The sequence below is a fragment of the Marinobacter flavimaris genome (assembly GCF_002933295.1).
Taxonomy (GTDB): domain Bacteria; phylum Pseudomonadota; class Gammaproteobacteria; order Pseudomonadales; family Oleiphilaceae; genus Marinobacter; species Marinobacter flavimaris.
Window position 1 is genome coordinate 12,465 of the sequence record NZ_PSSW01000011.1, and the last position, 19,700, is coordinate 32,164.

20 protein-coding genes are annotated in these 19,700 nt (G+C 57.9%); 19 read left to right on the forward strand and 1 reads right to left on the reverse strand.

Annotation, left to right across the window (positions count from 1 at the left end):
- The first annotated feature begins 30 nt into the window (after positions 1-30).
- Both MDHKLMBL_RS17305 and rplQ read left to right on the forward strand, forming a co-directional pair.
- Positions 31-1,035 (forward strand): DNA-directed RNA polymerase subunit alpha, encoded by a 1,005-nt coding sequence (locus MDHKLMBL_RS17305; protein WP_008174911.1) that lies wholly within the window; start codon positions 31-33, stop codon positions 1,033-1,035.
- A gap of 33 nt (positions 1,036-1,068) precedes the next feature.
- Entirely contained in the window at positions 1,069-1,467 is a 399-nt protein-coding gene (rplQ, locus tag MDHKLMBL_RS17310) for a 50S ribosomal protein L17 (protein ID WP_008174913.1), read from the forward strand.
- Positions 1,468-1,688: 221 nt separating this feature from the next.
- Here rplQ and uvrA read toward each other — a convergent pair whose 3' ends face one another.
- Complete coding sequence (gene uvrA, locus MDHKLMBL_RS17315) at positions 1,689-4,511, reverse strand: excinuclease ABC subunit UvrA (protein WP_104271594.1); 2,823 nt, start codon at positions 4,509-4,511, stop codon at positions 1,689-1,691.
- Positions 4,512-4,696: 185 nt separating this feature from the next.
- Between uvrA and MDHKLMBL_RS17320 the strand changes: the two genes are divergently transcribed.
- The 17 genes from MDHKLMBL_RS17320 (at position 4,697) to MDHKLMBL_RS17400 (ending at position 19,640) form a co-directional block, all read left to right on the forward strand.
- Positions 4,697-6,067: an MFS transporter gene (locus MDHKLMBL_RS17320; protein WP_104271596.1), complete on the forward strand. Its 1,371-nt coding sequence runs from the start codon at positions 4,697-4,699 to the stop codon at positions 6,065-6,067.
- Positions 6,068-6,124: 57 nt separating this feature from the next.
- Positions 6,125-6,649, forward strand: coding sequence for a single-stranded DNA-binding protein (ssb, locus tag MDHKLMBL_RS17325; protein WP_104271598.1), 525 nt, complete (start codon positions 6,125-6,127; stop codon positions 6,647-6,649).
- Positions 6,650-6,883: 234 nt separating this feature from the next.
- Positions 6,884-7,804, forward strand: coding sequence for a type IV pilus biogenesis protein PilM (locus MDHKLMBL_RS17330; RefSeq protein WP_241956264.1), 921 nt, complete (start codon positions 6,884-6,886; stop codon positions 7,802-7,804).
- Positions 7,801-8,406 (forward strand): PilN domain-containing protein, encoded by a 606-nt coding sequence (locus tag MDHKLMBL_RS17335; protein ID WP_167450408.1) that lies wholly within the window; start codon positions 7,801-7,803, stop codon positions 8,404-8,406. Before MDHKLMBL_RS17330 ends, MDHKLMBL_RS17335 begins: the two co-directional genes overlap by 4 nt.
- Positions 8,406-9,095: a type II secretion system protein GspM gene (locus MDHKLMBL_RS17340; RefSeq protein ID WP_104271600.1), complete on the forward strand. Its 690-nt coding sequence runs from the start codon at positions 8,406-8,408 to the stop codon at positions 9,093-9,095. The genes MDHKLMBL_RS17335 and MDHKLMBL_RS17340 overlap by 1 nt, the downstream gene beginning before the upstream one ends.
- A 1-nt stretch (position 9,096) precedes the next feature.
- A complete protein-coding gene (locus MDHKLMBL_RS17345) occupies positions 9,097-9,444 on the forward strand; it encodes a hypothetical protein (protein WP_104271602.1) in 348 nt (115 codons plus the stop codon).
- Positions 9,445-9,461: 17 nt separating this feature from the next.
- Entirely contained in the window at positions 9,462-11,174 is a 1,713-nt protein-coding gene (gene mshL, locus MDHKLMBL_RS17350; RefSeq protein WP_104271788.1) for a pilus (MSHA type) biogenesis protein MshL, read from the forward strand.
- A gap of 1 nt (position 11,175) precedes the next feature.
- Positions 11,176-12,015, forward strand: coding sequence for an ExeA family protein (locus tag MDHKLMBL_RS17355; protein WP_104271604.1), 840 nt, complete (start codon positions 11,176-11,178; stop codon positions 12,013-12,015).
- The gene (locus MDHKLMBL_RS17360) at positions 12,012-13,154 is read left to right on the forward strand and encodes a tetratricopeptide repeat protein (protein WP_104271606.1); all 1,143 of its coding nucleotides are present in this window, start codon (positions 12,012-12,014) and stop codon (positions 13,152-13,154) included. The genes MDHKLMBL_RS17355 and MDHKLMBL_RS17360 overlap by 4 nt, the downstream gene beginning before the upstream one ends.
- Positions 13,154-14,923 (forward strand): GspE/PulE family protein, encoded by a 1,770-nt coding sequence (locus MDHKLMBL_RS17365; RefSeq protein ID WP_104271608.1) that lies wholly within the window; start codon positions 13,154-13,156, stop codon positions 14,921-14,923. The genes MDHKLMBL_RS17360 and MDHKLMBL_RS17365 overlap by 1 nt, the downstream gene beginning before the upstream one ends.
- Positions 14,923-16,152 (forward strand): type II secretion system F family protein, encoded by a 1,230-nt coding sequence (locus tag MDHKLMBL_RS17370; RefSeq protein ID WP_014575978.1) that lies wholly within the window; start codon positions 14,923-14,925, stop codon positions 16,150-16,152. Before MDHKLMBL_RS17365 ends, MDHKLMBL_RS17370 begins: the two co-directional genes overlap by 1 nt.
- Positions 16,153-16,734 carry a hypothetical protein gene (locus MDHKLMBL_RS17375; protein ID WP_104271610.1) on the forward strand — a complete coding sequence of 194 codons (582 nt, stop codon included), beginning with the start codon at positions 16,153-16,155 and terminating at the stop codon, positions 16,732-16,734.
- Between the two features lie 36 nt (positions 16,735-16,770).
- Positions 16,771-17,280: a prepilin-type N-terminal cleavage/methylation domain-containing protein gene (locus MDHKLMBL_RS17380; protein ID WP_104271612.1), complete on the forward strand. Its 510-nt coding sequence runs from the start codon at positions 16,771-16,773 to the stop codon at positions 17,278-17,280.
- Positions 17,281-17,321: 41 nt separating this feature from the next.
- The gene (locus tag MDHKLMBL_RS21295; RefSeq protein ID WP_274540924.1) at positions 17,322-17,822 is read left to right on the forward strand and encodes a type II secretion system protein; all 501 of its coding nucleotides are present in this window, start codon (positions 17,322-17,324) and stop codon (positions 17,820-17,822) included.
- An 86-nt stretch (positions 17,823-17,908) separates the two neighbouring features.
- Positions 17,909-18,367, forward strand: coding sequence for a type II secretion system protein (locus tag MDHKLMBL_RS17390; RefSeq protein ID WP_104271614.1), 459 nt, complete (start codon positions 17,909-17,911; stop codon positions 18,365-18,367).
- The gene (locus MDHKLMBL_RS17395; protein ID WP_104271616.1) at positions 18,364-18,855 is read left to right on the forward strand and encodes a type IV pilus modification PilV family protein; all 492 of its coding nucleotides are present in this window, start codon (positions 18,364-18,366) and stop codon (positions 18,853-18,855) included. The genes MDHKLMBL_RS17390 and MDHKLMBL_RS17395 overlap by 4 nt, the downstream gene beginning before the upstream one ends.
- Positions 18,855-19,640, forward strand: coding sequence for a type II secretion system protein (locus MDHKLMBL_RS17400; RefSeq protein WP_104271618.1), 786 nt, complete (start codon positions 18,855-18,857; stop codon positions 19,638-19,640). Before MDHKLMBL_RS17395 ends, MDHKLMBL_RS17400 begins: the two co-directional genes overlap by 1 nt.
- Positions 19,641-19,700 lie beyond the last annotated feature (60 nt).

Genomic DNA, 19,700 nt, shown 5'->3' on the forward strand with positions numbered 1-19,700 from the left:
AGTTAGCAACGATAGCAGATAGGGGCGTCTATGCAGCGTTCAGTACATGAGTTATTGACACCTCGTACCATTGACGTGAAGGAATCAAGCGCCACACGTGCCAAGGTTACGCTTGAGCCTCTGGAAAGGGGCTTTGGCCATACTCTGGGCAGTGCACTGCGCCGGATTCTCTTGTCTTCGATGCCGGGCTGCGCCGTGACTGAAGCGCAGATTGACGGTGTCCTGCACGAGTACAGCGCCATTGAGGGTGTCCAGGAAGACGTCATCGAGATTCTGCTGAATCTCAAAGGCGTTGCCGTAAAAATGAACGGTCGGGACGATGCCGAGCTCACGCTCAGCAAGAAAGGCCCGGGCGTTGTGACAGCCGGTGATATCAAGCTGGATCATGACGTCGAGATTGCCAACCCGGAGCACGTGATCTGTCACCTTAGCGAGAATGGTGAAGTGAACATGCGTCTCCGTGTTGCACGCGGTCGCGGCTATGAGCCGGCGGACCAGCGCGGTCTTGACGAGGACGAAACTCGCGCCATCGGACGCCTGCAGCTGGATGCAACATTCAGCCCGGTTCGTCGTGTGGCTTACGCCGTGGAAAGTGCACGGGTAGAGCAGCGGACCGATCTGGACAAGCTGGTTATCGACCTGGAGACCAATGGCACCATCGACCCGGAAGAAGCAATTCGCCGGGCGGCCACCATCCTCCAGCAGCAACTGGCGGTGTTTGTCGATTTCGATCATGAGAAAGAGCCCGAGCGCGTTGAGGAAGAGGAAGAAATTGATCCTATCCTGCTGCGTCCGGTTGATGATCTGGAATTGACAGTGCGTTCAGCTAACTGCTTGAAGGCTGAGAACATTTACTACATCGGCGATCTTATCCAGCGTACAGAAGTTGAGCTGTTGAAGACGCCTAACCTTGGTAAAAAGTCGCTGACCGAGATCAAGGACGTTCTGGCGTCCCGTGGTCTGTCACTGGGCATGCGTCTTGATAACTGGCCGCCGGCTAGCCTTCGTGGCGACGACCGGGTTCTGGGCGGTTAATCGCCGATTAGTTTAAGGTAAGGAATCAGAGCAATGCGTCATCGTAAGAGTGGTCGTAAGTTCAGCAGGACCAGTGCGCATCGCAAGGCCATGTTCCGTAACATGACTGCGTCACTGGTTGAACACGAGCTGATCAAAACAACGCTGCCGAAAGCCAAAGAGCTTCGTCGGGTAGCTGAGCCTTTGATCACGCTTTCCAAGAATGATTCGGTCGCGAATCGTCGTCTGGCGTTCTCACGCCTGCGTGACGATGCAGCGGTTGCCAAGCTGTTTGACGAGCTTGGTCCTCGCTACAACGAGCGTCCGGGTGGATACCTTCGTATCCTGAAGTGCGGCTTCCGTGCTGGCGACAATGCCCCTATGGCATTCGTTGAGCTGGTCGGTCGTCCGCTGGATATCGAAGCGGAAGAGGTGGACGAAGACGAGGATTAATTTCTTCGGCTTTGGCCAACCACAAAAAAACCGGGTTCCGTGAGGTTCCCGGTTTTTTTGTGCCTCGGTTGTAGATAACTCCTAGCCTGGAAGTATGGGGGCTGGCAAGGGGGTGGAGGTTTATTTTCTTTGGAAAAATAACTCGCTGCGCTCAGACATCTTTTTCCGGCAGAAAATAAACCTCCACCCCCTCGCCGACAGAGCTATTCCTTGCCCGCCAGTTACTTCGTCAACATTGGCTTCAGATAGCGGCCTGTGTGAGAAGCGGGGTTCTCGGCGACTTCCTCCGGCGTTCCCTCGGCAATGATCTGGCCGCCGCCAGAGCCGCCTTCGGGGCCCAGGTCGACAATCCAGTCGGCGGTCTTGATCACGTCCAGATTGTGTTCGATGACCACGATGGTGTTGCCATGGTCCCGCAGCCTCTCCAGAACGTTGAGCAGTTGCTGGATGTCGTAGAAGTGCAGGCCGGTGGTTGGCTCGTCAAGAATGTAGAGTGTCTTGCCTGTATCCCGCTTGGAGAGCTCTTTGGCCAGTTTAACCCGCTGGGCTTCGCCACCAGAGAGGGTGACCGCGCTCTGCCCCAGTCGGATGTATGAGAGGCCGACATCCATCAATGTCTGTAGTTTGCGGGCCAGGAAAGGCACGGCATCGAAGAACTCGCGCCCTTCCTCAACGGTCATTTCAAGTACTTCGTTGATATTCTTGCCCTTGTAGCGGACTTCCAGAGTTTCCCGGTTGTAGCGCTTGCCCTTGCAGACGTCGCAGGGCACGTAGACATCCGGCAGGAAATGCATCTCTACCTTGATCACGCCGTCGCCCTGGCATGCCTCGCATCGTCCACCTTTGACGTTGAAAGAGAATCGGCCAGGTTTGTAGCCCCGGGAACGTGCCTCCTGTGTTCCGGCAAAGAGTTCACGGATGGGAGTGAACAGGCCGGTGTAGGTGGCCGGGTTCGAGCGGGGGGTGCGGCCGATGGGGCTCTGGTCAATGTCGATGACCTTGTCCAGGTGGTCCAGTCCTTTGAGCGACTGGTAGGGGGCATGGTTGAGGCTGGTGGCCTTGTTGAGTTTGGCGGCAGCTACCGGATACAGGGTGCTGTTGATCAGCGTGGACTTGCCAGACCCGGATACACCAGTGACGCAGGTCATGATGCCCAGGGGCAAATCGAGCGTAACGTCTTTCAGGTTGTTGCCAGTAGCACCTGACAGGGTCAGTGCTTTTCCGCTGCCTTTGTTGCGCTGTTTCGGGATGGCGATTTCCCGGGTGCCGTTGAGGTATTGCCCGGTAAGTGAATCGGGGTTGTCGATGATCTGTTGCGGGGTGCCCTGGCCGATAATCTTGCCGCCATGAACGCCAGCACCCGGTCCGATATCAATGACATGATCTGCAGCGCGGATCGCATCCTCATCGTGTTCGACAACAATCACGGTATTGCCCAGATCCCGGAGATGGGTGAGGGTGGCCAAAAGCCGGTCATTGTCCCGTTGATGCAACCCGATGGAGGGTTCGTCAAGAATGTACATGACGCCTACCAGCCCGGCGCCGATCTGGCTTGCCAGGCGAATACGCTGCGCCTCACCCCCGGAGAGTGTATCGGCACTTCGTTCAAGCGTGAGGTATTCCAGCCCGACGTTCACCAAGAACTGAAGGCGCTGCCGCACTTCCTTCAGAATTTTTTCGGCTATCTCACCTTTTCGACCCGGTAGCGCGAGGGTTTCGAAGTAATCATGTGCGTCACCCACCGGGAGATGGGTGACATCGGAAATATTGTGCTCTTCGATAAAGACGCGGCGGGCGCTGCGGCGCAGTCGTGAGCCGCCGCATTCTTTGCACGGCTGGGTGCTCAGATTGCGGGCGAGCTCCTCACGCATGCTCTGTGAATCGGTCTCGCGGTAGCGCCGTTCAAGGTTTGGCAGAATGCCCTCGAATGGATGTGCCTTCTCCATGATATGGCCACGTGAATTCACATAACGGAATGGGATATCCTCATCGCCCGAGCCGAACAGCAGCACGTTGCGAAAATCCTCGGGGAGATCCGCCCAGGGCGTTTCCAGATCGATGCCGTAGTGATCTGCCACGCTGCCCAGCATCTGGAAGTAATAGACGGCCCGGCGATCCCAGCCCTTGATGGCGCCGGATGCCAAAGTGGCTTCCGGGTGCTGGACAATTTTTTCGGGATCAAAGAACTGTTTAACACCCAGTCCGTCGCAGGTAGGGCAGGCACCCGCCGGGTTGTTAAAGGAAAACAGTTTCGGCTCGAGCTCGCTCAGGGCATAGCCGCACTGGGTGCAGGCATAACGGGCGGAGAAGGTCTGTTCTTCTCCCTCACCACTCATGGGCGCCACAAGGGCAATCCCGTCCGCCAGGTCCAGGGCGGTTTCGAAACTCTCGGCAAGCCGCTGCTCCAGGCCTGGCTTGACCTTGAACCGATCGACGACCACATCAATCTGATGTTTGCGTTTTTTGTCCAGGGCCGGCACATCGTCGATGTCATAAACCGTGCCGTCCACGCGCAGGCGGATAAAGCCCTGGCTGCGCATGGTTTCGATAACCTGCAGATGTTCGCCTTTCCGATCCCGGATTACCGGTGCCAGGATCATGAGTTTGCTGTCCTCTGGCATGGCCACCACCTGGTCTACCATCTGGCTGATGGTCTGCGCTTCCAGAGGTTGGCCATGGTCAGGGCACCGGGGCTCCCCGGCGCGGGCGAAGAGCAGGCGCAGGTAATCGTAGATTTCCGTGATGGTGCCAACGGTGGAGCGAGGGTTGTGGGAAGTGGACTTCTGCTCTATGGATATCGCTGGCGACAGGCCTTCGATATGGTCCACATCCGGCTTCTCCATCATCGAGAGAAACTGGCGGGCGTAGGTAGACAGCGACTCCACATAACGTCGCTGCCCTTCAGCATAGAGCGTATCGAACGCAAGGGACGATTTACCGGAACCGGAGAGGCCGGTAATCACAATCAGTTTGTCCCTTGGCATATCCAGGTCGATGTTCTTCAGGTTGTGGGTTCGTGCCCCTTTGATCTGGATATGGTCCATAACACCTCGCTCGGATAAAAACGAAAATTATACCGCGTTGGGCCCGCTGCGGCGAAAATGATACCGGGGCCAGCATCACGCGGGTTGTCCCCCGTCAGCGCCCCTTCTGTTACAATGCGCCGCCTGCGATGGGTATCTGCCCTCAATCTGACCGCTTTCAACCCCGGCTGAGGTACGTAATTGCCATGAATGCGCTGGAAAAACGCTCCGTATTCGCCCTGGCGTCTGTTTACGCCATGCGCATGCTCGGACTGTTCATGGTGCTGCCGGTATTCATGTTGCTGGGCGAAGATCTCAAGGATGCAACGCCCGCACTGCTGGGTTTCGCTATAGGCGCCTATGGACTCAGTCAGGCCCTGTTGCAGATTCCCTTCGGCATGCTGTCTGATCGGGTTGGCCGAAAGCGCATGATCTATATCGGGCTGGTACTTTTTGCCGCAGGCAGTTTGCTGGCCGGAGCCACGGACTCCATATACGTTGTAATTGCCGGTCGGATTCTTCAGGGCGCCGGTGCGATCGCCAGTGTGCTGATGGCGCTGCTCAGTGACCTGACTCGCGAGGAAGAGCGGACCAAGGCCATGGCAACGGTGGGGATCACCATCGGCCTGTCGTTTTCGGTATCGCTGGTTCTTGGGCCCCTTCTCGGAGCCTGGTGGGGACTGTCCGGGATCTTCTACGCCACGGCAGCACTGGCGGTGGTGGCGCTGGTGATCGTCAACCGCGTGGTTCCGACGCCCCATCAGCACAAGACCAGCCCCGACACGCATCCTGCCCGGGAGATGCTGGGGCGCGTGCTTTCAGACGGTCGTCTCCTCCGCTTGGATTTCGGTATCTTCGCACTGCATCTGGTGCTGACCGCCCTGTTTCTGGTGTTTCCCTCCATGCTTCAGGAGCAGTTTGGCCTTGCCAGCAGTTCACACTGGTGGTTTTACCTGAGCGTGATGGTCACGTCTTTCTTCGCCATGGTGCCGTTCATCATCATTGGCGAGAAAAAGCGCAGGATGAAACCCGTGCTTTGTGGGGCAATTGCCTTGCTGACATTGGCTACTGCCGGGTTTACCGGTGTTTCCAGCAACCTGGTTGCGGCCTGGGCTGTGCTGTTTTTCTTCTTCATGGCCTTCAACCTGCTCGAAGCCAGCCTGCCGTCATTGATCAGTAAGGAGGCGCCGGCTGCAAGCAAAGGCACGGCAATGGGGGTGTACTCCACCTCCCAGTTCATGGGCGCGTTTCTGGGGGGCGCATTCGGCGGCTACCTCCTGGAGGTAGCCGGGCTGCAGGGCGTGCTCTGGTTCATGGTGGTAGTGCTGGGCCTCTGGCTGCTGATAGCGCTCACCATGCCCGCGCCCGGTCACACCACAAGTTTCGTGGTACAGTTGCAGCAGGTAATGAACGACCAGTACGACGACATCGATGACAATCTCCGCCGCCTTCCGGGCGTTCAGGATGTGGTGATTGTGGAAGACGCTGCCACCGCCTATCTTAAGGTGGATCGTCAGCAATTTGATGAAGCGTTACTTGCGGACTTTTCCTTTGTCCGGCAGGCTAACCATTCTTGAAATCCGGAGGCTCGCACGGAACGCGGGCGTCCCTGAAAACAGAGTCAGGAGCAGAACATGGCACGAGGCGTAAACAAGGTAATCCTAATCGGTAATCTGGGGCAGGACCCAGATACCCGCTACACCCCCAACGGCAATGCCGTAGTAAACCTGAACCTTGCAACAGACGAAAGCTACAAGGATCGTCAGACCGGTCAGCTGGTGCCGAAAACCGAATGGCACCGGGTTGTCATGTTCGGCAAGATCGCCGAAGTTGCGGGACAGTACCTGCGAAAGGGCTCGAAGGTTTATATTGAGGGCAAGCTTCAGACCCGCAAATGGCAGAACAAGGAAGGGCAGGATGTCTATACCACCGAGGTTGTGGTGGATATCAATGGCCAGATGCAGATGCTGGACAGCCGTGGCGGCGAAGGCGGAATGAGCCAGGGCGCGCCGGCAGGACGGCCTCAGCAGTCCGGCTACAACGCGCCGGCTGGACAGCAGAACAATCCGCCACCGCAATCCGGTGGCTACAGCAGCCAGCCTTCGCAGGGCAGCATGCCCGAACCGGTTGACGACTTTGATGATGACATTCCGTTCTGACTCTCCCCACGAGGCAAACGGGATTTGAGCATCCGAACTCTATAAAGCCTCCGCATTGCGGGGGCTTTATTGTTACTGACTTGCAAAAACGGTGTGAAATCAGCCAAAAAAACGTGGAGTTACGTTCGCTTTCTCATCTATTATGTAATCCATTGCGAAAAATGCCGGTTTTTTGGGCAATACAATAGTCACGCGAGGCTGGCGAGTGGCCTTCGGATCCTTTTTGCGGACCCCATGACAAAGACACCGATATTACGAAAATTGACCGGCCTATTCAGGCACTCCGGGGCACGTCTGCGGGTATGTCTTGAGATTCGTCCGGACGGCATTGCCTGGGCGGAATCAGCAGGACGATCAGGCTTCAGTGATTGTCTGCCTGCCAGGCGTCTGGAAACCCTCGCCGCATTGGTGGAAAGTGAAGGTTGGTCCGGCGCAGCGACGACGCTTGTGCTGCCTCTGGACCAGTATCAGGTGTTCCAGATGGATCGCCCTGAAGGCATCGAGGAATCGGAACTGGGCGATGCTCTCAAGTGGAAGTTGAAAGATTTTCTGGACTTCAGTCCGTCCGAAGCCGTTTCCGATGTGTTTCCCTTTCCCCGGGACGCATCCCGTGGGCGAGGTGAGCTGGTTAATGTAGTCGCGGCCAGGAAAGTTCTGGTCTCGGAACTGGTTCGGCTGGTTCAGAAGGCGGGCCTGGAGCCTGAGCGCATTGATATCGCCGAGCTGGCATTGCGAAACCTGGTGTGCCGGCTGGATGAGAATCGACGCGGGGCAGCACTGGTTCATCTGAAAGACAATTACGGCCAGATGGTGATCTGCAGAGACAATACCCTGTATCTGTCGCGCAAACTGGATGTGACCTCCGAAGACCTGCGTGATGCGGCCCGTCAGGAATCCGCCGTTCAGTCGTTGGCTCTGGAAATGCAGCGTTCCCTCGACTACTACGAAAGCCAGCTGGGCCAGGTGCCGCCGGCGATGATCCGTCTTGTCGCCCGCGACAGTGTCCTGCCACTTGCCTCCATGTTGTCCTCCTATGTAGCCGCTGGTATCGAAACCCTCGACTGGAACGCCCTGGGCCTCCAGGCCGATCTGGACAGTCGTTGCCTTCCTGCCTGGAGCGCATGCTTGCCAATGCCGGAGGACGGGCGCCCATGATCCAGCAGGTCAATCTGTACACAGACGAGCTTCGCCCGCACAAGGAGAGGCTCCAGGCGGGGACGGCGGTTGGTGTTCTGCTCGTGGGGTTGCTGCTGGTGGCGTTCGTGGCCGGTTTCCTGACTTACGAGAACTCCGTGATGGCCAACAAGGCCTCGCGTCTGGACCAGCAGAATCAACAACTTGAGCAGGCCGTGGCGGAGCTCTCAGCGGCGGTTCAAGCTCGCCAGCCGGATGCGGAAGTGGAGGAAGCCCTGAACCGCGTAACCCAGACTCTTGCTCGTCGCCAGCGTTTGCTGGAACGGGTGGAAAGTCTGGTGCTCTCGGAAGGCCGCAATTTTTCGCCGCAACTGTCAGCTCTGGCCCGGCAGATCCCGAAAGACGTCTGGCTAACCGACGTAATTCTCGAGTCGGGCCCGGACAAAGTCACCATTGAGGGACGTAGCCGTGATGGCGCTCTAGTGCCCCGATACCTTGAAAATCTGGGCGACGAAGCAGCTTTTGCCGGAAAAACTTTTGGTGCGTTCCGGTTGTCACGGTCGGACGAGGGCCGGTGGATCGATTTTCATGTGTCCAGTAAACGCGACGGGGAGGCCAACTGATGGCGGATGCGTCCAACACCTCCCTGGCACGAGCGGCGCAGTGGTATAACCTGCGCCCGATTCGCGAGCGGGCACTGATTCTGCTGACGGCGCTGGTGCTTGTCCTGGTTGTCGTCTGGGAGCTTGCGGTTACGCCGTTGCAGCAACGGCATCAGAACCTGGAGAATCGCCTCCAGATGCTGTCCAACAGTCGGGATGACCTGCTTGCGCAGCAACAGACGCTTAATGCACAGCTCGCGACCGATCCCTCCCGGGAGTTGCGCAATCAGCTAAACGCCCGGCAACAGAGATTGGAACGGCTCGATCAGCAGATCGCGGATACCACGGGGCAACTGATCGCGCCCACAGCGATGGTGGCACTGCTCAGGAATATTCTGGCGGCCCAGGAATCGCTGGAATTACAGGCACTCGAGTTACAGACTCCAACCCCGGTTTTCGCACCGGATGCACCGGAGCAGTCGTCTCAGGAGTCGCAGGCTGCGCCTGAGCCACTGCTGTATGCCCACGATGTCGAGCTCCGGATCAAAGGGAGCTACCTCGATGTACTGAATTACCTGCAGCGGCTGGAGGGAATGGATGAGCGCCTCGGCTGGATCAGGCTGGAATACAGCGCGGGAGACTGGCCTTCGGGAGAGGCGGTCATCAGGGTGCAAACACTGAGCCTGGATCAGGCCTGGCTGGGGGTATGAGATGAGCAGACGCCTGAATAAGACAGCAAGTTGGTGGTTTGGCATGGCGCTCGGCTCTATGTTTTTTTGTGCGGGCCCGGCCCATGCACTGCAGGATCCGACCCGCCCGCCCGGTCCGCAGGCCACAGTTGCCCAGCCGGCGCCAGAGCGGTCACTGGCTCTGGATTCCATTCTTTTCAGCAAGGACAGGCGAGTCGCCGTAATCGAAGGTGAGGCCCTCAGGGAAGGCCAGGGTTTTGACAACGTGCGGGTTATCCGGATCTACGCCAATCGGGTTCTGGTCACGGATAACGGGCGTGAACGGGTGTTGTACCTGGAGAGACTTCCGCAGGTTCGGGGAACTCAATGACAGACAATCGGATACTCATGACAACCATTAAAATCACAGGTGCACTGGCGTTGAGCCTGGTATTGGCGGCGTGCAGCAACAATCCGTTGATGCGGTCGGCAACGGCTACCTCAACCGATGCTGCGGACGCTATTGACCAAAGCCTTGAAGAGGCCACGCAACCAGAACCGGCGGCGCCAGCATCCACCGAGGCTTCAGCACCTTTACCTGCGGACGTAAGCGCAGCATTGCTGCCGTCACTGTCCGGCGGCGCGGATCTGGACGAACGTTTTGACGTCAATGCCCGGGGCGTGCCTGCCGCAAGCTTTTTTGAATCGCTGGTCGAGGGGACCCGCTACAACGTGGTGGTCCATCCCGATGTCACTATCAGCATCGATCTCCGGTTGGGTGATGTCACCGTACCAGAAGTTATGGATATAGCCGTTGACCTGTATGGCCTGGATATCCGCCGCAATGGCCGGCTGTTCCGTGTTCAGGCGGATCAGGTCCAGACGCGGATGTTCCCCATTGATTACCTGCATTTCAAACGCAAGGGCGGCTCTGAGACCCGCGTAAGTTCCGGGCAGGTGACGGGCGCGCGCAGTGGCAGTTCCGGTAACTCCAATAGCAATGGCGACAGCACTGGTTCCGGCGAGACCCGCAACCTGGTGGGAACCACCATTTCCACGGAAACGGCGTCGGATTTCTGGAAAGACATTCAAAGCGCCCTGAGCATGATTGTCGGTGGCGGTGATGGCAAACAGGTGATCGTCAATCCGGGTGCCGGTCTGGTAATGGTCCGGGCCGGTTCCGAGGATTTGCGCATGGTTGAGGAGTATCTGCGCCGCACTGAGTTGATTATGCAGCGTCAGGTGATCCTGGAAGCCAAGATTCTGGAGATCGCGCTTAACGAGGGCTACCAGCAGGGCATTAACTGGTCGGATATTCAGAGCGCGTCCAGCATTACCGCCTCGGATGGTTTACCGAAGGATTTCACCGCGCAGGCTTTGGCGGGCCAGGTCATTCAGACATCCGATATCGGGGGCCTGTTTTCTGCCAGCGTGCGCGCCGGCGATTTTACCGGCCTGATCGAGCTGCTCGGGAAGCAGGGCAATGTGCAGATTCTCTCCAGCCCACGGATTTCAACGGTGAATAATCAGAAGGCGGTCATCAAAGTCGGTACCGACGAGTTTTTTGTCACCGATATTGATTTTGATGACAACAACTCCGCCGTTACAGCCACAGATTCAACATCAACCTCCGTGGAGTTGACCCCGTTCTTCTCGGGCATTTCGCTGGATGTCACTCCCCAGATTTCTGAAAGCGGCGTGATCACCCTGCATGTACACCCCTCCGTGAGTGAGGTGACCGATCAGGAAAAGGTGATCACCATTGGCGAGCGGGACGTCACGCTGCCCCTGGCCAGCAGCACCGTTCGCGAAACCGACAGCGTGATCCGCGCCGAGAGTGGCCAGATCGTTGTGATCGGTGGTCTGATCCAGAACTCCAGTGAGGACAACAATTCCGCGGTTCCCTTCTTCAGCGAGATCCCGCTGGTGGGCGAATTGTTCAAGCAGCGGAGATTCCAGTCGCGCAAGAGTGAGCTGGTCATCCTTCTGCGACCGGTTGTGGCCGGAACGCCGGAGATGAACGCGGACGTGTCCGCCAGCCGGGAGCGCATGAATGTGCTGCGCGAGTTGCTGCAGTCATCTGAATCCGTCACACCGGAACCGGAGAAAGCCGTTCGATAGCATGTACGAAGCCCATTTCGGACTGCAGGAAGCACCGTTCGCATTGACGCCCAATACCCGCTATTTTCTGCGGGCGCCCAGCCATGGCGATGCGCTGGAACTGTTGTTGGTGGCTCTGAAAGAGCGTGAGGGCTTCATCAAGATCTCCGGAGAGGTCGGCACTGGCAAGACCCTGCTGTGTCGGCTGCTGCTTAACGAACTCGAGCCTATTGCCCTCACTGCGTATATCCCCAACCCGCAGCTTACCCCGGATACCCTTTACGAGGCGGTAGCCGAAGAACTGGGTGTGGATATGTCCGGATGCGCCAATGCCCACCAGGTCCTCAAGGCCATCAACGAAAAGTTGATCAGCCATGCCATGGAGCAGAAGCCGGTCGTGTTGGTGATTGACGAGGCCCAGGCCATGCCGGAGGAAACCATCGAGGCGTTGCGTCTGTTAACGAACCTGGAAACCGAGAGTGTCCGGCTGCTTCAGGTGGTTCTGTTTGGCCAGCCGGAACTTGATGTACTGCTCAAAAAGCAGAGCCTGCGCCAACTGAATCAACGCATCACCTTTCACTACCGCCTGACGCCTCTGGACCGGAATTCGGTTGCCCAGTATCTGCGGCATCGCCTGGCGCAGGCCGGCTATAACGGCGCTGATCTTTTTGCGCCGGGAGCGCTTCGTCTGATTACCCGGGCTTCCGGTGGTATTCCGAGGCTGGTTAATATTCTTGCCCACAAGTCCATGTTGGCGGCCTGGGGCCGAGGCGACCGTCTTATCGAGCGGGGCCATGCCATGCAGGCCATTCGCGACACCGAAAGCGTACGGGTGCCGGGCCTGATCGGGAGGTGGTTATGAGCCTCCTGAACGATGCCCTGCGTGCTGCAGAACAACGTCAGCACCGACCGGAGGTTGCCGCGGCCTATGCCGGGCAGTCGCAATCGCGGGGCCGCCCACGTTCCGGATTCTGGGCGGTCGTATTGCTCTTCGCCGCGGGTTTGGTTGGCGCGTCTGTCTTCTGGTTCATGACTCGGACCGGCAGTGAAGAGAGGCCTGTTGAGGTGAGCGCCTCGCCAGCGCCGAAAACCGTCATGGCACCGCCAATTGATCAGGATGCCGGAACCGAAAAGAGTTCAGCTGATTCTCAGTCTGTGGATGGTGGGCAAGATACCATCGAGCCAGCTTTGTCCGGGATCGAGAATGAGCCGGTCAGCCAGCTGCCACCAGCTCCTGAGCCCCCTGCCGTGGTACAGCCTGAACCCAAAGCCATGGAAGCAGCCGAGACGGTCGTGTCAGAGCCAACGCCCGAACCGGTTAGACGCCTGACTTCCGAGCCTGAAGATGCTGTCAGTGAGCCCGTGGTGGCAGAGAGCAAACCTGCCCAGGAGACAGAGGCACCAACGCCGTCGGTGAAGCAGGTCCGTGAGACGCCCGAAGCTATCGATCGCCGGGTTAGCCGCGAACTGGCGTCTTTACTCAGAAGCGGGGATACCCGGGAAGCCGAGCAAAAATTGCAGGAACTGGCCGCGACTCAGGCGGCGATTGCCAGCCGGGAAGTATTCGCGCGTCAGATGTTGGTTCAGGAAATGCCGGACAGGGCACTGGCATGGCTTCCGGAATCGGTGACGAACGGTGATGCCGGTCTGCGGCTTCTCAGGGCCCGGGCGCTTCACGCCAAGGGCAGGTTGCCTGACGCAATCACTGCCCTTGAGCTCAGTGTGCCCACTGTGCGCCAGAACGTGGAATATCGGGTAACCCTGGCAACCTTGCTGCAGCAGGCAGGCCGCAATACCGAGGCAGCCCGACACTGGTCGGCCCTGATTGCCGAGGACGACAGCCGCGCGGCCTGGTGGGTGGGCCTTGCGATTGCCCTCGAGACGGGCGGCGAGATCAATAGTGCGGTTCGGGCCTACAGCCAGGCCGCCCAGTTACCCGGGCTTTCGCCTTCCCTGGCGGATTATGTTCGTGAACGACTGAAATCTTTGCAGGCGGGATGATGACGACAGAGCCAAAAAAGAAAGTCCGGTTAGGCGACCTGCTGGTTCAGAATGACGTTATCACTGAGCAGCAGCTGATGACGGCCCTGCGCGAGCAGAAGAGTACCGGTCGCAAGCTTGGCAAGACGCTGACGGATCTTGGCTATGTGGACGAAGACAGCCTGCTCAATATCCTGTCCCGTCAGCTCGATGTACCTTTTGTGCAGCTGCGTCACTACCAGTTCAACAACGAGCTGGTGAAAAAACTCCCGGAAGCCATGGCCCGTCGGTTCCGCAGTATCGTGCTGGCGGAGCATAGTGGCGAACTGCTCGTGGGCATGGCCGATCCTCTGGACATCTTTGCCTACGATGAGCTGGTCCGCATTTTGAGGCAGCCCATCAAACAGGCCGTGGTTCGGGAAAGCGAGCTGCTGAACACTCTGGACCTGGTGTACCGGCGTACCGATGAGATTGCGTCGCTGGCGGAAGAGCTGGAAGACGAACTGGGCGACGATGCCTTCGACCTGGCGGATCTTTCCGCCGAATCCGAAAGCGCTGAAGCACCGGTGGTCAAATTGCTGCAAACGCTGTTCGAGGATGCTGTTCAAGCGCGCAGTTCGGACATCCACATCGAGCCCGACGAGACCGTGGTCCGTATCCGGCAGCGGGTGGACGGTGTGCTGCAGGAACAGGTGATGAAGGAAAAGCGGGTCAATGCCGCGCTGGTATTGCGCCTGAAGTTGATGGCAGGCCTGAACATCTCTGAGAAGCGGATGCCCCAGGACGGGCGCTTCAACGTTCGGGTGAAGGGCCGCAGTATCGATGTGCGGGTCTCCACCATGCCCGTTCAGTACGGCGAATCCGTGGTGATGCGTTTGCTGGACCAGAGTCAGGGCATGTTGAACCTCGACGGAACGGGGATGCCAGGTCAGTTGCTGGAACGGTTCCGCCGGATGATCAAAAAACCCCATGGCATGATCCTGGTGACCGGTCCCACCGGTAGCGGTAAAACGACGACGCTCTATGGTGCTTTGACCGAGCTCAACCGCCCGGAAGTGAAAATCATCACTGCCGAGGATCCGGTGGAATACCGTCTGCCCCGGATTACCCAGGTACAGGTGAACCCGAAGATCGGTCTGGAGTTCGCCAATGTACTTCGGGCCGCCCTGCGACAGGACCCGGACGTGATCCTGGTGGGCGAGATGCGGGATCGCGAGACCGTGGAAATCGGCCTGCGGGCGGCCATGACTGGCCACCTGGTGCTCTCCACCCTGCACACCAACGACTCCATCAGCAGTGCCATGCGGCTGATTGATATGGGCGCAGAGCCTTTCCTTGTGGCCAGCTCCCTGCTCGGTGTTGTCGCCCAGCGCTTGGTGCGGCGGGTCTGTGACAACTGTGCCGAGGCCTACAAGCCCACGGAACAGGAGCTGGTCTGGCTGCGCAGCTTTGATCTGGATCCCCTGGATATGGAAGCCGGATTCGTTCATGGCCGTGGTTGCTACCAGTGCAGCAACACCGGCTATAAGGGCCGGATCGGCGTTTACGAGATGCTGGAAATGAACGAGGCGATGCTGGATGCTCTTCGACGCCAGGATGTCTCGGAGTTCACCAAAGCGGCCCGCCTGAGCCCCCTGTACCGGCCGCTGGGGCAGTGCGCCATGGACTTTGCACTGCAGGGCACGACGACACTGGAAGAGGTGGCGCGGGTGGCCGCCACATCCGAGGGCGAGTTCTCGCCCGAGGATGATATTCCCCTGCCAGATGAGCCGATCGGGGGAGGCGCCTGATGCAGTTCAGCTACCGGGGCAAGGATGATCGTGGTGGTGTCCAGCAGGGTTTGCTGGGCGCTCCGAATGCCGATGCTGCTGCCACCGAACTGATGCGCCGGGGTATTACTCCGCTCGCTATCCGGGAGGTGCAGGAAACGGAATCGGTCATTGATCGATTGAATCGCCTGCCGATCTTCCGGAAGAAGGTCACCCTCGATGAGCTGATTGTGTTCTGCCGCCAGATGCATGCGCTGACCAAGGCTGGCATCCCCCTGATCCGAACCATGCGTGGCCTGGCAGAGACCACGCGCTCGCCGGTGTTAGCGGAAGTGCTTGAGGATGTGACCACACGTCTTGAAGGCGGCACCACCATGGCGACGGCCATGCAGGCGCATCCCAAAGTGTTCTCGGAGCTGTTCATTGCCATGATCCACGTAGGCGAGAACACCGGGATGCTGGACGACGCCTTCCGGCGCCTATCGGAAATTCTCGAGCTGGAGCGGGATACCAAGCGGCGCCTGAAGCAGGCGATGCGTTATCCGATGTTTGTCATCATTGCCCTGTTATCGGCTCTGATGATCGTGAACTTTCTGGTTATCCCCAAATTCGCATCGGTGTTCAACAAGCTGGGGGCAGACTTGCCGTTTCTGACCCAGGTGTTGGTTGGCACCTCCAATTTTCTCCTGGCCTACTGGTACGTGATGCTGTTTGCGGTTGCTGCTGGCGGACTGTTGCTGCGGCAGTGGAAACAAACGGAACAGGGACGGCTGACCTGGGATCGTTACAAACTCAAGTTACCGATTATCGGACCGCTGCTGGAACTGATCACACTCAGCCGATTTTCGAGGAACTTTGCCACCATGCTGTCCGCGGGTATGCCCGTGACAACCGCATTAACTGTGGTGGCAGACACAACCGATAACGCGTGGATCTCGAGCCACATCAAGGATATGCGGGCCGGCATCGAGCGAGGCGAAAGCCTGCTCCGAACCGCCCGGCACAGTGAAATGTTCACGCCGCTGATTCTTCAGATGATTGCCGTGGGTGAGGAAACCGGTTCTGTGGACGACATGCTCAACAACGTGGCGGATTTTTACGATGAGGATGTCGACTACGGCCTCAAGAGGCTGGCTGAGTCGATTGAGCCAATATTGATTGTGGCCATGGGCATTCTGGTTTTGATTCTGGCACTGGGTGTGTTTCTCCCGATCTGGGACCTGGGGGCCGCCGCCATGGGACGGGGCTGAGTGCCAGCGGCAAAACAGGCGGACGCCAGCGGGTACGCGCTTTCCCGCAAGTTTCGTCTGGCAGTCGTGGTCATCGTGTTGGGCGTTCTGTGGTGGTTTCTGCTCGGTGTGCTGGAACGGGAAGCACGAAACGCCGAGGAACGGGCCGCCAATATGGTGATCAGCCAGCTCGGATCGGCGCTGGTGATCAAGGGTGCAGAAGTGATGCTGAGCCGTGGCGGGCGGCTTGCGGAGCACCGGGGCATCAACCCGTTTGAGCTGGTGGAACACCAGTGGGGCAATTACAAAGGGCAGTGCCAGGCCGAACAACTGGCAACGGCCACCTGGTGCTTCCGGGTCAGAGAACAAAAAGAAACAGAAAACGGGCCCAAAGGCTGGTTAATTTATAAACCAGGGCAGCCAATAACCATAGATGGTCGGCACGCCAATGAAGAACAGCCTCTGGCCTGGGCAGTGACAACGGAATTTGCAGACCGCAACGGGAATGGTGCGCGGGAGCAGGAAGAACGGCTGACGGGGTTAAAACTGGCCCCGGTGTCGTTGACAGAAGAAGCAGCGCAAACGCAGGATGCGCAACGCTGACCAGACGGATGAAGTAACCGTAAAGAGGCCGATGCTATGAAGCGGGATACGAGAACGAAAAAACATCAGGGTTTCACCCTGATTGAGCTGGTGGTTGTCATTGCCATACTTGCAATTTTGGCAGCGTTTGCATTGCCACGATTTGCTCAGCTTTCCGAGCAGGCGCATCAGTCCAGCATTCGCGCGACTGCAGGAGCCCTGGCAGCGGGTGTGGCGCTGGCAAAAACCCAGTGGGTATCCAACGGATTCACTGCGGCGGAAACGAATGTGGTGGGCTTTGGCAACGACAATGTGGATGTCAGTGATGATGGCTGGCCGACCTCTGTTGCTTCAAATGATACCGGTACAACAATGGATGCCACCAAGTGCGAGGAAGTCTGGCTGGGTGTTCTGCAATCCAATGCACCCACCGTGAACGGCACCAATCCCGAATACGCAATATCGATCACCGGTGGTAACTGTGTATTCACCTATCAAGCAGACAACCAGGGCAGCACCATTGCGTACGATGCTGATACTGGCGAAATAACTACAACCATTAACTAATAAACCTCAAAGCCAACTGGCGATAAAAACGGAGTACGACCATGAAAGCGATGACAGCCATTGCGGCAAGAAAAGAGAAAGGTTTCACCCTGATTGAACTGGTCATGGTGATTGTAATTCTGGGCATTCTGGCGGCGTTTGCTTTGCCGCGGTTTGCGGACTTGGGTGGAGAAGCTCGCGCATCGACGGTCCAGGGCGCGTTCGGAGCGATCAAATCGGCTTCGGCAATTGCCCACTCGAAGGCACTGGCCGTTGGAAACAACCCCGCATCAGTCGAACTTGAAGGCTTAACTGTCAACATGGTGAATGGTTACCCTCAAGCTCTGGACGCTGGTGGCGATGGCATTCTAGATGCGGCTCAGATTTCGACTGGAGCAGATGGCGATTTCAATGTTGATGCCACCAACGCTGGCGCAGCGGCCGGAGACGCTATCATCATTCAGGCCAAGGGGGCAGCGACTGCCGCGAACTGTCAGGTCAGTTATACGGCAGCGGCGGCAGATGACGTGCCAACGATTACTATTGATGTGAGTGATTGCTAGGTCTGGTATCTGCGGCACTCGTGGTGCGGCATAGGATAGGATTGTGTGCAGCTACCACGGGCTATGTTTCGGAGAATTGGAGGGCCATGAGAACTACAAGCGTCCTGAGGTCATCGGGATTCACTTTCGTAGAGCTGGTCATGGTCATCATCCTGATCGGAGTCCTCTCCGCTCTGGGCATTGGCCTGTTCGCCAGCCGCTCGGCCTTCTCCCCCTTGCTGGCCACCCAGCAACTTGCCTCCGCCACGCTGCTTGCCCAGCAGGCAGCGTTGGCGGGAAATTCCGCCAGAACGGTGACTATCGAACAAACCTCCGATAACTTTCTGTTTACAGTTGGCGCGGGCACCGGCAATGCCCGTACCTTCAGTGTTGAGCGTGCTGGCACCAACCTTGGTGGTTTGGCCCTCCCGCTGACCCTCACGTTCACCGCGGAAGGAACCTTATCCAGCGGTAGCAACGTTGGCTTGACCTTCACAGGCGACAGCACCTATCAAACATGTATCAGCTCCCTCGGCGCTGTTTACCGTGGGGGTTGTCAGTCATGAACCGGCGCTATCAGGGTGCAACGCTGGTAGAGCTGGTAATCACCATCGTTATCATCAGTGTCGCGATTGCCGGGGTTATTGGCGCCTTCGCTTTGCTAAGTGGCCGAAGTGCCGACCCACTTAATCAAACGCGTGCAGTAGCGCTGGCACAGCTCTACATGGACGAAATCATTACCCAGAAATACGACGACCAAACACCTCAGGGTGGCGTCCCACGGTATTCCGGTAGTTGCTCGATCGGTTCTGACGGCTCGGAGACGCGATCAACGTTTGATGACGTAGACGACTACGATGGATTGAACGACGCCCCGCCTGCCAGCGCCGTGTCGGCCTTGCCCGGTTATTCAGGGTTTTCAGTATCCGTGACAGTGGTTTGTGCTGGGGATGAAGTGGGATTGCCGGTCTCTCAGGCCAAACGGATTGACCTGGTTATTGTTGCGCCGGGCGACGGCCAGTTTGTTTTCTCTGCGTACAGGGCGAACTTCTAATGAACGCTAGCCGGGGCTTTACGTTAGTCGAGCTGATAATGGTGATCGTTCTGCTCGCGATTGTGGCCACGATTTCGGTCCGTTTCGTTGCTTTGTCGACAACCGGAGCGATCGATCTGGGATCAAGGCAACTCCGCTCTTTTTCGGCCGTTGTCATCAGTGAGCAGATAAGCCGTGCCCTGCGGGAAGCCCTACCGGGTTCCGTTCGTGTTGACGGTAGTGGATCCTGTATTGAGTGGATGCCGGTTGTTGCGGTATCAAACTATCTTAACCTGCCTCTGGGAGCCAACCCTGATTCGTTCGAGGCGGTTCCTCTGGCTGGCGGTACCAGTGCCAGTGGGCGTGTCGTTGTGTATAGCTATGGCAACAACCTCTATTCGACCGGCAGTCCCGGGCCTGTATCACCTCCTGCAACAATGCCGAGCGGTCCCTCTCCGGTAACCGTGACGTTTGATAGTGGCGCTAACCACCGCTTCTCTACTCAATCCCCAGAGCGTAAATTCTTCATAATTGATGAGCCCAGGACCTTTTGTCAGCAAGGCAGGTTTCTGTTCCGTTACCGCGATTATGATATTCAACCCTCGGTGGCGACGGCCTTGCCCTCGGCGATGCCTCGCAGAGAAGTCCTTGCGGCGGGGCTGGTGGCTGGTTCTCTGCGTTTCGAGGTTGTTCCTCCCTCGTTACAGAGGAACGGTGTGGTGTCTTTCGGCTTCGAGCTGGTCAGCCCGGAAACAGGGGAAGTAACTAGCGTTAGTCAGGAGGTGCAGATTCGTAATGTGCCCTGACAATCTCTTGAACAGACAGGCTGGCGCTGGTCTGCCGGTAGCGCTATTTGTAATCACTGT

Bases quoted from the DNA above. Each gene is read 5' to 3' on its own strand.
- MDHKLMBL_RS17395 (WP_104271616.1), top strand. From the start codon at position 18,364: ATGAACCGGCGCTATCAGGGTGCAACGCTGGTAGAGCTGGTAATCACC.
- MDHKLMBL_RS17365 (WP_104271608.1), top strand. From the start codon at position 13,154: ATGACGACAGAGCCAAAAAAGAAAGTCCGGTTAGGCGACCTGCTGGTT.
- MDHKLMBL_RS17335 (WP_167450408.1), top strand. From the start codon at position 7,801: ATGATCCAGCAGGTCAATCTGTACACAGACGAGCTTCGCCCGCACAAG.
- ssb (WP_104271598.1), top strand. From the start codon at position 6,125: ATGGCACGAGGCGTAAACAAGGTAATCCTAATCGGTAATCTGGGGCAG.
- MDHKLMBL_RS17305 (WP_008174911.1), top strand. From the start codon at position 31: ATGCAGCGTTCAGTACATGAGTTATTGACACCTCGTACCATTGACGTG.
- MDHKLMBL_RS17370 (WP_014575978.1), top strand. From the start codon at position 14,923: ATGCAGTTCAGCTACCGGGGCAAGGATGATCGTGGTGGTGTCCAGCAG.
- mshL (WP_104271788.1), top strand. From the start codon at position 9,462: ATGACAACCATTAAAATCACAGGTGCACTGGCGTTGAGCCTGGTATTG.
- rplQ (WP_008174913.1), top strand. From the start codon at position 1,069: ATGCGTCATCGTAAGAGTGGTCGTAAGTTCAGCAGGACCAGTGCGCAT.
- uvrA (WP_104271594.1), bottom strand. From the start codon at position 4,511: ATGGACCATATCCAGATCAAAGGGGCACGAACCCACAACCTGAAGAAC.
- MDHKLMBL_RS17390 (WP_104271614.1), top strand. From the start codon at position 17,909: ATGAGAACTACAAGCGTCCTGAGGTCATCGGGATTCACTTTCGTAGAG.
- MDHKLMBL_RS17355 (WP_104271604.1), top strand. From the start codon at position 11,176: ATGTACGAAGCCCATTTCGGACTGCAGGAAGCACCGTTCGCATTGACG.
- MDHKLMBL_RS17340 (WP_104271600.1), top strand. From the start codon at position 8,406: ATGGCGGATGCGTCCAACACCTCCCTGGCACGAGCGGCGCAGTGGTAT.
- MDHKLMBL_RS17345 (WP_104271602.1), top strand. From the start codon at position 9,097: ATGAGCAGACGCCTGAATAAGACAGCAAGTTGGTGGTTTGGCATGGCG.
- MDHKLMBL_RS17330 (WP_241956264.1), top strand. From the start codon at position 6,884: ATGACAAAGACACCGATATTACGAAAATTGACCGGCCTATTCAGGCAC.
- MDHKLMBL_RS17380 (WP_104271612.1), top strand. From the start codon at position 16,771: ATGAAGCGGGATACGAGAACGAAAAAACATCAGGGTTTCACCCTGATT.
- MDHKLMBL_RS21295 (WP_274540924.1), top strand. From the start codon at position 17,322: ATGAAAGCGATGACAGCCATTGCGGCAAGAAAAGAGAAAGGTTTCACC.
- MDHKLMBL_RS17360 (WP_104271606.1), top strand. From the start codon at position 12,012: ATGAGCCTCCTGAACGATGCCCTGCGTGCTGCAGAACAACGTCAGCAC.
- MDHKLMBL_RS17320 (WP_104271596.1), top strand. From the start codon at position 4,697: ATGAATGCGCTGGAAAAACGCTCCGTATTCGCCCTGGCGTCTGTTTAC.
- MDHKLMBL_RS17400 (WP_104271618.1), top strand. From the start codon at position 18,855: ATGAACGCTAGCCGGGGCTTTACGTTAGTCGAGCTGATAATGGTGATC.